This is a genomic window from Paenibacillus sabinae T27, from assembly GCF_000612505.1.
In the GTDB taxonomy this organism is placed as follows: Bacteria; Bacillota; Bacilli; order Paenibacillales; family Paenibacillaceae; genus Paenibacillus_AQ; species Paenibacillus_AQ sabinae.
Map to the genome: position 1 here is coordinate 2,438,950 of NZ_CP004078.1, position 13,410 is coordinate 2,452,359.

At 55.4% G+C, this 13,410-nt stretch carries 9 protein-coding genes; 7 read left to right on the plus strand and 2 right to left on the minus strand.

Features of this window, described 5'->3' with window-relative positions; all coding sequences use genetic code 11:
• The first annotated feature begins 43 nt into the window (after positions 1 to 43).
• Positions 44 to 922 carry a PHP domain-containing protein gene (locus tag PSAB_RS11180; RefSeq protein ID WP_084266651.1) on the plus strand — a complete coding sequence of 293 codons (879 nt, stop codon included), beginning with the start codon at positions 44 to 46 and terminating at the stop codon, positions 920 to 922.
• Between the two features lie 262 nt (positions 923 to 1,184).
• Here PSAB_RS11180 and PSAB_RS11185 read toward each other — a convergent pair whose 3' ends face one another.
• Positions 1,185 to 3,068: an Rqc2 family fibronectin-binding protein gene (locus PSAB_RS11185; protein WP_025334669.1), complete on the minus strand. Its 1,884-nt coding sequence runs from the start codon at positions 3,066 to 3,068 to the stop codon at positions 1,185 to 1,187.
• A 195-nt stretch (positions 3,069 to 3,263) separates the two neighbouring features.
• Between PSAB_RS11185 and PSAB_RS11190 the strand changes: the two genes are divergently transcribed.
• From PSAB_RS11190 to PSAB_RS11210, 5 genes are all read left to right on the plus strand, one after another.
• Positions 3,264 to 6,107: a calcium-translocating P-type ATPase, SERCA-type gene (locus PSAB_RS11190; RefSeq protein WP_025334670.1), complete on the plus strand. Its 2,844-nt coding sequence runs from the start codon at positions 3,264 to 3,266 to the stop codon at positions 6,105 to 6,107.
• Between the two features lie 67 nt (positions 6,108 to 6,174).
• Entirely contained in the window at positions 6,175 to 7,011 is an 837-nt protein-coding gene (dapF, locus tag PSAB_RS11195; RefSeq protein WP_025334671.1) for a diaminopimelate epimerase, read from the plus strand.
• 172 nt (positions 7,012 to 7,183) lie between these two features.
• Entirely contained in the window at positions 7,184 to 8,794 is a 1,611-nt protein-coding gene (locus PSAB_RS11200) for a spore germination protein (RefSeq protein ID WP_025334672.1), read from the plus strand.
• Complete coding sequence (locus tag PSAB_RS11205) at positions 8,787 to 9,995, plus strand: Ger(x)C family spore germination protein (protein WP_038596949.1); 1,209 nt, start codon at positions 8,787 to 8,789, stop codon at positions 9,993 to 9,995. The genes PSAB_RS11200 and PSAB_RS11205 overlap by 8 nt, the downstream gene beginning before the upstream one ends.
• A 15-nt stretch (positions 9,996 to 10,010) precedes the next feature.
• A complete protein-coding gene (locus tag PSAB_RS11210; RefSeq protein ID WP_025334674.1) occupies positions 10,011 to 11,111 on the plus strand; it encodes a GerAB/ArcD/ProY family transporter in 1,101 nt (366 codons plus the stop codon).
• Here the strand turns inward: PSAB_RS11210 and PSAB_RS11215 are convergent.
• Positions 11,084 to 11,341 carry a YczF family membrane protein gene (locus PSAB_RS11215; protein ID WP_025334675.1) on the minus strand — a complete coding sequence of 86 codons (258 nt, stop codon included), beginning with the start codon at positions 11,339 to 11,341 and terminating at the stop codon, positions 11,084 to 11,086. The genes PSAB_RS11210 and PSAB_RS11215 overlap by 28 nt on opposite strands.
• 160 nt (positions 11,342 to 11,501) lie before the next feature.
• Between PSAB_RS11215 and PSAB_RS11220 the strand changes: the two genes are divergently transcribed.
• Positions 11,502 to 13,373, plus strand: coding sequence for a bifunctional homocysteine S-methyltransferase/methylenetetrahydrofolate reductase (locus PSAB_RS11220; protein ID WP_025334676.1), 1,872 nt, complete (start codon positions 11,502 to 11,504; stop codon positions 13,371 to 13,373).
• The last annotated feature ends 37 nt before the right edge of the window (positions 13,374 to 13,410 follow it).

The following is a 13,410-nucleotide window of genomic DNA, read 5'->3' on the forward strand; positions in this document are numbered from 1 at the left end:
AGGAATGGGAAGAAAGGAAACGGCTGGAATCCATACAGAGAGGATGAGCGAAATGGTAAAAGAGTTCGAGACTGCCGGGTCCGTATCTTCCGGCCTCTGCGACCTGCATACCCACACGCTGGCGTCCGACGGCATGCAGCCACCGGCTGAAAATGTGCGTCTTGCCAAGGAAAAGGGTCTGGCCGCGGTTGCCATTACGGATCACGACACGGTTGCGGGCGTGCCCGAAGCGCTGGAGGCCGGGGAACGGTATGGCATTACAGTCGTTTCCGGCGTTGAAATCAGCACCCGCGCCGGCGGCAAAGACATCCATGTCCTTGGATATTCTGTGGATTTCCGGGACGAGTTGTTCCTGAGCAGACTGGCGGGCTTAAGGGACACCCGGGCCGCGCGAAATGAGGCCATCATCCAGCGGTTGCAAGGTCTGGGCATCGGCATTACGATGGAGGCCGTCGTCCGGGGCATCGGCCGGGAACTGAAGCCGGACGAGAGCGTCGGCAGGCCGCATATCGCGGATGAGCTGGTGCGGCTCGGAGCGGCGGTGGATATGCGCGACGCCTTTGATAAATATCTTGCCGAGGGCAAGCCCGGATTTGTCGCCCAGCCGCGCATTTCTCCCGAGGAAGCCAGTCAATGGATCGCAGAAGCCAAGGGCAAGGCGGTGCTTGCCCACCCAGGGCTCTACGGCGACGACGAGTTGGTGCGCGGCATTCTCGGCGGCGGCGGATTCGCCGGCGTTGAGGCGTACCACTCCGACCACGGCCCCGCAGAGGAGGAGCGCTACCTGGCCATGGCCCGGGAATATGGACTGCTGGTAACGGGCGGCTCGGATTTTCACGGCGCGCGGGGCGGCGTAATCTTTCACGGCGATCTCGGAAGCGTGACGGTCTCCGCGGATGTGCTGGTACAACTAAAGGCTTAGGGCAAAAAGAAAGAGAGCCTAATAGGTTGGCCGATAATGTGTCCGGGTAATCCGGGGCAAAAGAGCTTTCATTAGCTTGAAGGTGCGTTGTAAAGCGTACCTGCATAACCCGATGAATAAGCCCGGGCAGTGCAAACCAACGCAAAAAAAAAGCTTTCACAAAGCGGTATATCCGATTCGTGAAAGCTTTTTCGTTTTATTTGGCGGCCGGAGGTGCAGGTGCAATGGACCAACCCAGTCTTAACGGAATCCAGCCGAGGACTCAGCTCTTCAACGTGCTGGGCAGTCCCTTGATCATCTCGTCATCCGGCGTCACGAACAGGGTCCGCTGATGGTCATAGATGACGAAGCCGGGCTTGGAGCCGCTTGGTTTGCGCACATGCCGGATCAGCGTGCAGTCCACCGGAACGCTGCTCGACTGCTTGGCCTGGCTGAAGTAAGCTGCAAGCTGCGCAGCTTCACTCAGCGTGGCGTCGCCGAATGCCTCGCCCCGGATCACGACATGCGAACCCGGGATGTCCTTCGTATGCAGCCACGTTTCGTTCGGTCCTGCAAGGCGGTTCGTGAGGTATTCATTTTGCAGGTTGTTCTTGCCAACATAGATTTCAACGCCTTCGGAGGAAGTGAACACCTGAAGCGTCGGACGGGTGGGCTTCTTTTTCTTTTTGCCTTTTTTACTGCGGTCCCTTAGATATCCTCCGGCTACGAGCTCTTCCCGGATTTCCTCGATGTCGTTCAGGGAAGCGTGATCCAACTGCTGGAGAAGGCTCTCCAAATAGCGGATTTCCTCATGCGTCTTCTCTAGCTGCTCTTCGATAACCGCGAGGCTGTTCTTGTATTTATTGTATTTTTTAAAATAGCGCTGGGCGTTGTCGGACGGAGTGAGCAGCGGGTCGAGCGGGATCGTGATCTCCGCCTGATCCTCATCGTAGTAATTAACCAGGCGGACTTCCTTCTCGCCTTTGGACAGCATATGAAGCGATGCGAACAGCAGCTCGCCCCGAATGCGGTACTCCTCGGCGCCGCCGGCTTCCTCCAGATCCGCCTGCAGATTGGCGAGCTTCTTGATATTCTTGCTCCGCTCGTTCGTCAGGAAACGGATCAGGTCGCTGACTCTCTGCTTGACCGTGTCCCGCTCGGCCTTGTCGCCGAAATAGTCCTCCATGCAGCGGCTGATCGTGTCGTAATGCTTGGTCCGGCCTTCCGGCAGCGTCAACGAAATCGCCGAAAACACAAGCTTTCCTTTCGCATTCGTCCCGATCACCGGAGAGAATTGGCCCCTGCGGACAGGCTCCATGACGGAATCGAAGGCTTCATGGAGCTTCTCTCCGGTCACGATTTCCTGTCCGAAGACTTCGCCGCTTCCTGAAGCCGTCCCGGCATCTCCGCCCTGTGCGGACTGCCGGACCATCTCCTGCGCGATCAGAGGGCTGATCCCGCTGAAGGTATCGACGATCCACCCGGCGGGATTGAGAGAAGGCCGATTCTGGTCGCTTCTTCCCCGATTCTCCCGGACGCTGCTCTTATCGCCAGAGCCTTCCGTCTCCTCCTCAAGGGCTGCTTCCGATTCAACCTGCTCCTCATCGGCATCCCGGTACAGCTGCAGAAAGTCGCTCCGAGAGATATCCAGCGGGTTGTGCTTGTTCTGCTCCGGCGGTTGCGTGTAGGCAAAGCCGGGCATTACGATCCGGTAACTGCTGATGGCGGGCGTAACATGATGGATGCCGTCGATAATGGTGCCCGTCTGGAAGTCGGTCAGGATAATGTTGCTGTGCCGGCCCATCAGCTCAATGATGATTTTCTTGCTGGAGACGTCTCCGAGTTCATCCCTTTGCCGGATTTCGAAATGAATGATGCGTTCCATCCCCACTTGGGAGATCGCCTCGATGACGCCGCCCTCGCAGTGCTTTCGCATCAGCATGCAGAACATGGGGGCTTCCGCCGGATTCAGGGTGCTTCTTTCCGTAAAATGCACGCGCGGATAAGTCGGGTTGGCCGACAAGAGCAGCTTGCCGCCTCCCCCTGCGCCTCTTAGGGTAAATACAAGATCGTGATCGCCGGGTTGATATATTTTACTGATCCGCTGTCCAATGCAAGCCTGAAGCTCGGACACAATGGCGCGGGTCACGATGCCGTCGAGTGCCATGGTTATAATTTCTCCTGTCGCTGGTAAAATTTCATTCCTCTCTATGATGCCATACTTTCGCCGCTCAGCGCAAAACGAAGCGGATAAGCTCAGGGTGATAATTCGGGACGACCTCGAATACATTGGTCATGAACGGGTGGAAAAGCGGTAACGCCGCCGGAAGTCAAGAAACGACCGGGAGGGGAATGGAGAGTCATGGAACAAAAAAGTTGGCACAGGCTCGGCAGTGATGAGCTGCAAAAAATATTCGCGGTGTCGAAGCAGCGGGGCCTTGGCGAAGAGGAGGCTGAAGCAAGACGCAACGAGAGCGGCCTGAACGAGCTGTCGGAAGGAGAGAAAATCTCCCCGCTGACGCTGCTGCTGAATCAATTCAAGGACTTCATGGTTCTGGTGCTGATGGGAGCGACGCTCGTATCGGGGCTGCTGGGCGAATACCTGGATGCGGTCACGATTGTCGCCATTATTGTACTGAACGGTCTGCTCGGGTTCGTCCAGGAGTTTCGCGCCGAGCGCTCGCTGCGGGCGCTGAAGCAGTTGTCCGCCCCATCTGCGAAAGCGCTGCGTGACGGAACCGTGAAGCAAATTCCCGCGAACCTGCTCGTTCCGGGCGACATCGTCCTGCTTGAGAGCGGCGACCGGGTTCCCGCCGATGTGCGCTGGCTGGAATGCAGCTCCCTGTACTGCGAGGAGTCGGCGCTGACCGGTGAATCGTTGCCGGTATCCAAGCACCCGGAGCCGATTCACGCCGAGGAGGTCCCCCTGGGGGACCAGAAGAATATCGGCTTCATGGGCACGATGGTCACCCGGGGAACAGGCAAAGCGATCGTCGTCCGGACAGGAATGGGCACGGAAATGGGGAAGATCGCCGACTTGATCCAGAGCACCGATACCCAGGAGACGCCATTGCAGCGGCGGCTGGAGCAGCTCGGCAAAATTCTGATTTACGTGTCGCTCGCATTGACCGTGGTGGTGGTGCTTGCGGGGATTTTGCACGGCCAGCCCGCGGTGTCGATGTTCCTGGCCGGGGTCAGTCTGGCGGTCGCCGCGATTCCCGAGGGGCTGCCCGCCATCGTGACCATAGCGCTGGCGCTCGGCGTCCAGCGGATGATCAAGCGCAGGGCTATCGTCCGCAAGCTGCCTTCCGTCGAGACGCTGGGCTGCGCTTCCGTCATCTGTTCCGACAAGACTGGAACGTTGACGCAGAATAAAATGACCGTCACCCGAGTCTGGAACGGCGGGCGCAGCTTTGAGGTCACAGGTGAAGGGTACGCTCCGGAAGGCGCGGTCCTCTATAAAGGGAAGCCGGCCGATCTGAAGAATGACCAGAGCCTGCGGCGGGTATTGCAGATCGGCGCTCTGTGCAACAACGCCGAAATTTACGAGACGGTTCCCGAGGAAGTTCGGGCCAAACGCAAAGGAAAAGGCAAGGCGAAAGGCGGCGAAGGAGAGACATCTGCCTCTGCAGCCAAAGTATGGGAGCTAAAGGGCGATCCGACGGAAGGCGCACTCGTCGCGCTATCCGCAAAGATGGGGCTTACTGCATCGGCGCTTGCCGTATCGTTCTCCAGAGAGAAGGAATTTCCGTTCGATTCCGAACGCAAGCTGATGTCGGTTATTGTAAGCCATCCCGGAGGCCGCATGGTGTGCACGAAGGGAGCGCCCGATGTCCTGCTGAGCCGCTGCTCCTACATGCTGTGGGAAGGTCAGGTGGTGCCATGTACGCCTACCCTGCGGCAAAAAGCGCTCGACGCGAACGAAGCGATGGCTTCGGACGCGCTCCGCGTCCTCGGCCTGGCCTACCGCGACCTGCGGCCGAATGAACATGCCGATTCGGAGAAGGAGGCCGAAGGCCAGCTGATCTTCGCCGGTCTTGCCGGCATGATCGACCCGCCGCGCCGGGAGGTGCGGGATGCGATTAGCATCACCCGCAAGGCGGGCATCAAGACGGTGATGATTACCGGTGATCACGGCACGACCGCCGAAGCGATCGCCCATCAGCTCGGCATCCTCCAGCGCGGCGGCAAAGTGCTGACGGGCAGCCAGCTGTCGCGGATGGACGACGACGCGCTCGACAAAATGTCGGACAGCGTGTACGTCTACGCCCGCGTCTCGCCCGAGCACAAGCTGCGCATCGTCAAGTCGCTGCAGCGGCGCGGCCATGTCGTCGCCATGACGGGCGACGGGGTCAACGACGCTCCGGCGATCAAGGCGTCGGACATCGGCATCGCGATGGGCATTACGGGCACTGATGTCACCAAGGAAGCATCGGCCCTGATCCTGGGAGACGACAATTTCTCCACGATTGTGGCGGCGATCGAAGAGGGCCGGAGCATCTATGAGAACATCCGCAAATTTATCCGTTATTTGCTCGCATCGAATGTCGGGGAGATTCTGACGATGTTCTTCGCCATGATGCTCGGCCTGCCGCTGCCGCTTGTGCCGATTCAAATCCTGTGGGTGAATCTGGTAACAGACGGCCTGCCTGCGATGGCGCTGGGCGTTGACCAGCCCGAGAAAGACCTGATGGAACATAAGCCGCGCGGAGCCAGTGAAAATATCTTCGCCCGCAGGCTGGGCTGGAAGATTATCAGCCGCGGCATTCTGATCGGCCTGTGCACGCTTGCGGCCTTCTGGCTGACGCTGCGCGTCGCTCCGGACGATCCAGCGCGGCTTATCCAAGCACAATCTGTGGCGTTCGCGACCCTCGTTATGGCCCAGCTCTTTCACGTGTTCGACTGCCGGAGCTCCCGATCGGTGTTTCACCGGAATCCGTTCCAGAACAAATATCTGGTGCTCGCGGTGCTCTCATCCGTATTGCTGATGCTGGCGGTAATGTACATCCCGGCGCTGCAGCCTATATTCAAGACCGTGCCCCTCGGCTTCAGAGACTGGTCGCTGTGCCTCGTCGCCTCCGGCATTCCGACTTTCCTGATGGGTGCGGCCAGCGTCTTCGGCGGGAAGCACAGCCGGAAGCGTCTCCGGGCAGGAGGCACCGGCGGCGGACGGAGCCTGCCGAAAAGTACAAAAATTTCGGCATAAAATCAATAGCTTTGCCTGAACTCTTGCGGTATGCTTGTGGCAATTAACCGAAGGAGTGGACGAAGCTATGGAATTTACCAAAATGCATGGACTCGGCAATGACTTTATCGTCGTATTCGGCGAGAAATCGCTGCCAGACAACGCAGCGGAACTGGCCGTCAAATTATGCAACCGGTTCTTCGGCATCGGAGCCGACGGACTCGTATATATTCTGCCCTCGGAACGCGGGGACTTCATGATGCGGATTATCAATTCGGACGGTTCCGAAGCGGAACAGTGCGGCAACGCCATCCGCTGCGTGGCGAAATATGTGTATGATCACGGCCATGTGCAGTCGGAGGAAATCGTCATTGTAACGATCGGCGCGGGCGAACAGAAGGTAAAGCTGAAGGTTACGGACGGAAAGGTGGAGACTGTAACGGTCGACATGGGCGAGCCTGTACTGTCAGGTCCGCAAATTCCGGTGAATATCGACGCTGAGCCTGTACTGGGGCAGCCGATTGAGACGGACGGGAAGGAATTTACCTTTACCGCCGTTTCGATGGGCAATCCGCACTGCGTTATTTATGTGGACGACGCCGTATCCTTTGATCTGACGACTTGGGGACCGAAGCTTGAGGTTCATCCGCTGTTCCCTCGCAAGGTGAATGTCGAATTCGCCACCGTAAAAGACCGCGGACACATCGACATGCGGGTATGGGAACGGGGAGCCGGGCCTACGCTGGCTTGCGGAACAGGTGCTTGCGCCACGCTCGTCTCCTCCGTCCTCAACGGAGTTAGCGACCGGGCAGCCTGGGTAAGCCTGAAGGGCGGAGACCTGTTCATTGAATGGAACGAGGAAGACAATCACGTCTACATGACGGGACCGGCAGAGGCGGTATTCAAAGGGTCCGTATCCATCTAAGGTAATTTTCGCCAAATAGAAGAATGAATAAGGTCAATCGGCAGCTTGCCGGTTGGCCTTTTTGCCGTTTAATGACACTTGCCTAATTCGTGTGCGCTTTAATCCCAGGCGAATAACAAATGCGGAAGTCGTAAATAATGGAAAAAAGAAGTCTGAATTGAGGCGAGAGCGGATGAAAAAAAACGGACCAAACAGTCAGAACGCGTCTGCCGGGGCTTCGGGTGAACCAGCAGCCGGAGCCGGTAACCAGTCGGTTCTAACCATTTCGGATAATCTTGAGCAAACGCTGAGCAACATCAAGCTGGAGCTCGGTTCCAGTCCCGATTTGAAGATCCGGAAGGTTCAGTTGGGTCAAGCTGAACCGGTCTGGGCGGCCGCCGTTTTTATAGATGGATTGGTCAATTCCGTTGCCGTTGATGAATTCGTGGTTGGCGCATTGATTGAAAATACTGCCTTCGCAGCGGAAGAAATGCCGCGGGAGCCGCAGGAAAGGCTTCAGCTCATCCTCGGCCGGGCGCTGGAGCTTGGCGAAACCTCAATTAAAGATAATTGGAACGACATGATGCTCTCTCTGCTTTCGGGGAACACCATCATTTTACTGGACGGCTGCAGTAAGGCGATCGAAGGAGGAACAAAAGGAGGGGAATGGCGGACCGTTGCCGAGCCATCCTCCCAGATTGTGATCCGGGGGCCGAAAGATTCTTTTGTCGAGTCAATCATTACAAACACTGCGCTGATCCGAAGACGGATCAAATCGCCGAAGCTTTGGGTCGAGTTTATGAAATTCGGCACGGTGACGAATACGGACGTTGCCCTTTTATATATGAAAGATAGAGCTGACCAGAAAGTCCTCGACCAGCTCAAAATGCGCTTGAAAAAAATCGACATTGAAGCGGTTCTGGAATCCAGTTATATTGAGCAGCTTATTCAGGATAAAGTATTTACCCCGTTTCCGACGGTCTATAATACGGAGCGGCCGGATGTGGCAGCAGCCAATTTGCTGGAAGGGCGAATTGTTCTGATTGTAGACGGTACGCCTTTTGTGCTTATCGTGCCGACGGTATTGGCCCAGTTTCTTCAATCGACCGATGATTACAGCCTGCGGTTTGACATTGCCACGCTCATGCGCTTGGTGCGCTATGTCAGCTTGATCATTCTGCTTCTCGGGCCCTCGGTTTTTATTGCGTTGACTACCTTCCACTATGAAATGGTACCGACGCCTATGCTGATCAGTCTGCTGGCCCAGCGGGAGAATGTCCCTTTTCCGGCTGCGATCGAAGCGATCATTATGGAGGCCGCATTTGAAATTTTGAGAGAGGCCGGCATCCGGATGCCGAGAGCGGTGGGACAGACCGTTTCGGTGGTCGGCGCTTTGATTCTGGGTACTGCCGTAGTAGAAGCTGGCATTATTACACCGGTGATGGTCATTGTGGTCGCGCTGACTGGTATCGCAAGCTTTGCCATACCATCCTACAATCTAGCCGTCGCGGGTCGGATCGTCCGCTTCGGATTTATGATCTCCGCGTCGATGTTCGGGTTCTATGGCATTACGCTAGGGCTGATCGTATTGATTGCCCACGTCAACAGCCTGCAATCGTTCGGCACTCCCTATTTAGCCCCGCTCAGCCCGTTTTCCATAAGAGGGCAAAAGGATACGGTTATTAGAGTGCCAATGTTTCTGATCAATCTCAGGCCCAATAAGCTTGGATACATGAAAGACGACAAGTCAGGTAAGCGCAAGGGGACAGCCGATACAGGGAAGGATGGGCAAAGTGGTGCTTAAATTTTGGAAGCTGCTTGTGGTGTCGGGGCTCCTTCTTTTTGTGGCCGGCTGCTGGGACAGTGTTGAACTGAACAAGAGAGCAATAGTATCTGGCGTATCTATCGATAAGGGGCCGTCGAAGGAGAAAAAATACAGCGTGTCCTTCCAGGTCGTTGTAGCGGATGAAATAACCGGGAAAAACAGCAGGGGGAACGCCCCTGTCGCTCTATACAAAGGAAGCGGCCGGTCCATTTATGAGGCCCTCGTCAACGCTTCTCGTCAATCCGCGCGAATTCTCTCTCTGGGCCATTCAAAGGTGATCATCATATCCGAAGAGCTCGCCCGTGAAGGGATTAAGGATCTCATGGATCTTTTTGAACGGGAATCCGAAATGCGGCTCAGCACCCTGGTCTTTGTGTCCAGAGGACAGCGAGCGGAAGACATTCTTTCCGTAATGACGGTATTCGGCAAAATCCCTGCCAACGACCTTGTTCAGAAGCTGGAAACGGGAAACCGCTCCTTCGGTTACAATTTCCGAATTGAGGTGGATGATGTAATCCGCGGGATTTTGGCAAAACAGGGAGGGGCGATTATCAACGGCGTGCTTGTCAAGGGCGATTTGGAAGCGGGGGAAACGAAGGGGAATGTGGAGGGCATCAAGCCAAAGGCCATTCTGAAAAACGCCGGTCTTGCTGTATTCAAGCAGGATAAACTGATGGCATACCAAGATGGCATAGAAGGAATGGGCCTGAGCCTGATCCACAACAAGCTGACTGAATATCCTTTATTCCTTGATTTTGGAAATAATGAATCCGCCACCTTTAGTATGTTCAAGGTGCATACCTCGGTCACGGCCAACGCGAAAGATCCAGAGCATCCTGTTATCTACATCACCACCCAACAGCAGGCCGCCTTGAAAGAATACAACGGCTCTCTGGATATTTCCAAGTCTTCTGTACTGAGAAACTGGGAAAAGCTTCTGAGTGAAGAAACAAAGAAGGAAATCGATGCCGCTGTCAAAGAGGCCAAGCGTCTTAACAGCGATTATATCCGGTTCAATGAGACGGTGAATCGGGATAATCCGAAAGGCTGGAAACGAGTGAAGGATCGCTGGGATACCATCTTTCCTCGCTGCGAAGTCCGCATCAAGGTGAACACCCTTGTCCGTCATACCGAGATGAGGACCCGTTCCTTGCGATCGTCGGGAGAGGGAAAGAAATAGGAATGGAGGAATTTCATGCGGGAGATCAGAATAGGATCATTACATTTTTTTTCGCTGGTTCTCATGTTTGAGCTGGGGACGGCTCTGGTGGTTAATGTTGGAATGGAAGCCGGCAGAGACGCCTGGATAGCCATCCTCCTGGGCTGTTTGGTGGGCATGCTTATCTATACGGGTTATAATTATCTGTTCAAGCTGTATCCCGATCTGCCGTTATCCGGCTATGCGCGGGCGATTCTCGGCAAACCGCTTGGGGCGGTCGTGGTCATTCTTTATGCGGTTATCTTTTTGAATGGAGCCGGCCGCGATATGCGGGATGGAAGCGCTCTGCTGGTCATGGCCGCCTTGAACCGAACGCCGATCATGATCGTTGCCGCGATGATGATTTTATCTTGCGGATACGTGTTGCATAAAGGATTGGAGGTGCTGGCCCGGACCTCGTTTATTATTATGATCGGTGTGCTGATGATCGGCGGGATTATTACGCTGCTAATGCTTTTTTCGGGGGAAATGGAATGGTCGCGAATGCAACCGATGCTGGGGGATGGAATCAAACCGGTGGCCCTTTCGGTGATCCGTTCGAATTATATGTTTCCGTTCGGCGAAGTCTTCTGTTTCACGATGCTGATGCCTTATGTCGGCGACAAAAAAAGAGCGGTTTGGGTAGTCCCTTCCGCAATCCTGGCATCCGGATTGATTATCAGCTACACGTCGCTCGTCAATATAACGGTGCTGGGCAGCGACATGGTGGAACGTTCTCCGTTTCCTCTGCTATCTACCGTGAGTAAAGCGGCGTTGTCCGATTTTATCCAGCGATTGGACGTTTTGGTGGTAATGCTGCTGATTATCGGGGTTTTTTTCAAAGTAGCCGTTTTCTACGGTGCGGCAGTGATCGCCATCTCGGACCTGTTCAAACTTCCATACCGGACGTTGATTATTCCCTCGGCGATTATCATTTTATTCTCCGGCATGCTGGATTCGCGAAGCTTTGTGGAGCATCTGGAGGAAGGCGGGGAGATGCTTACCTTCGTATATCCCGTCTTTACTATTGTCATTCCGGCCGTCCTGATTATTGTCGCCGCCTTCAGGAATCATCGTTCGAGTTCCCGAGCGGACTGACGTCCGGTAATCCAATGGATAAGATCCGGGATAAGGAAGCTTGCGGCCAGGGTAATCATCAGTATTTTTTCGGCTTGGGTAGTAATAGTGAAAGGGAACAGGGTGTTAATATTGGTAAGACCGTACCCGAATATCCAGTCCGCAAAGTACAACAGCAGAATGGTAAGGGTGCCACACAGAACCATTGCGGCATATTTTTTCAGCAGCATCTTTCTTGTTCGTTTCTTCACGGGTTTCAGCTCCTTTGCCTTATACAATAGTATGGGGCGGTAACCCGCCCGTCATGCGCCCTGCGCTCGAATCTTGCAGATGCTTCGGGACGAAAGCTTATCTTTCCTCACGATTTATGTTACATTAGTATGAAACTAATGTCTGGGGAGGGGTTGCTCTGTGAAGCCGGATTTGCGGTCTGCCTGGGCGAGCAAGGTGCTGGTCGGGGATGGAGCGATGGGAACCTTTTTATATCAGAAAGGGTTTCCTGTCGGCATATCTTATGAGGAATTGAATTTGACCTCGCCCGAGGTTGTTGATGAGGTTCACCGCAGTTATATTGAGGCGGGTGCGGAGGTGCTGGAGAGCAATACGTATTCGGCCAATTACGATAAACTGTCCAAGTTCGGTCTGGAATCCAAAGTGGAGGAGATTAACCGTGCAGGCATCCGGATTGCCAGACAAGCCACCGGAAGCGCCGGTTATGTCGTCGGGGCCGTTGGCTCGATCCGTGCCGGCAAGCGGGCCAATCTGTCGGCCTCCGAGCTCAAAAAGTATTTCAGCCAGCAGATCGGCGCGATGCTCGAAGAAAATGCGGACGGTATTATGTTGGAAACGTTTTACGATCTGGAGGAGCTGCATCTGGCGCTCCGGACGGCGCGTAAGCTAAGCGATGTACCGGTCATCTGCCAGTTCGCCGTCGACGAGACGGCGATGACGATGGACGGGCTTACGCTTCCCGAAGCCTTCCGCATTCTGGAAGATGATGGGGCCGATGTGATCGGCTTTAACTGCCGTACCGGTCCGATCGGCATCAAAAGGGCGCTCGGAACGCTTCAAGGCAGACTGAACCTGCCGGTATCGGTGTATCCGAACGCTGGGCTGGCCGATTATGTGGACGGCCACTACAAATACGGCGCCTCCCCTGAATATTTCGGCCAGATGGCAAGAGATTTCGCCGGTATGGGAAGCCGCATTATCGGCGGCTGCTGCGGAACGACGCCGCAGCATATCGCGGAAATCGCGGCGGCTCTTAAAGGCTATGAGCCACTGCCGCTGACGGCTCCTGAGCCGAAAGAAAAGATTAACGTTCGCATACATGAGAGCTTAGTGGACGATTTCGAGGCTGAAGGCGGAGAGCCGAGCCTTATCGATATCGTCAAGGAACGCCATGCTGTAATCGTTGAGCTGGACCCGCCGCGGGATCTCGATATCTCGAAATTTATGGCCGGAGCAGAGGCGCTGCGCCGCGCGGGAGCGGACGCGCTGACGCTCGCCGACAACTCACTGGCCGTGTGCCGCATGAGCAATATGGCGCTCGGCGCACTCGTTCGGCAGAAGACGGGCCTGCGACCGCTTGTGCACATCGCCTGCCGGGACCGGAACCTGATCGGAACCCAGTCTCACCTGATGGGGCTCGATGCGCTTGACATCGACCATGTGCTTGCCGTAACGGGCGATCCTGCAAGATTCGGAGATCTTCCGGGTTCAAGCTCGGTGTACGATCTGACATCATTCGAGATCATCCGGATGATCAAGCAGCTTAACGACGGCATTGCTTTCTCGGGCAAGCCGCTAAAGCAGAAAGCCAATTTCGTTATCGGGGCGGCGTTCAACCCCAATGTCAAGCATTTGGGCAAGGCCGTTGAGCGTCTCGAGAAGAAGATTGCATTCGGAGCCGACTATATTATGACCCAGCCGGTATATGACCCGGAGCTGATTCATAAGATCGCCGATGCGACGGCTCACCTGAATATTCCTGTATTTATCGGCATCATGCCTCTCGCCAGCGGACGCAACGCCGAGTATCTTCATAATGAAGTGCCCGGCATTCAGCTCTCCGGTGAGGTGCGTGAACGGATGAAAGGGCTGGAAGGCGAAGCGGGACGGGCAGAGGGGGTTGCGATCGCGAAGGAGCTGCTTGACGCGGCGACGGAGCGCTTCAACGGCATTTATTTGATGACTCCGTTCATGTTCTACGATATGAGCGTTCAGCTTCTGAACCATGTGTGGGCCAAATCGGGACGCCAATTATCCCCCTTGTTTCGCTAGAAAGAATCAATTACAATAGTGTAACGGATGTGATGCC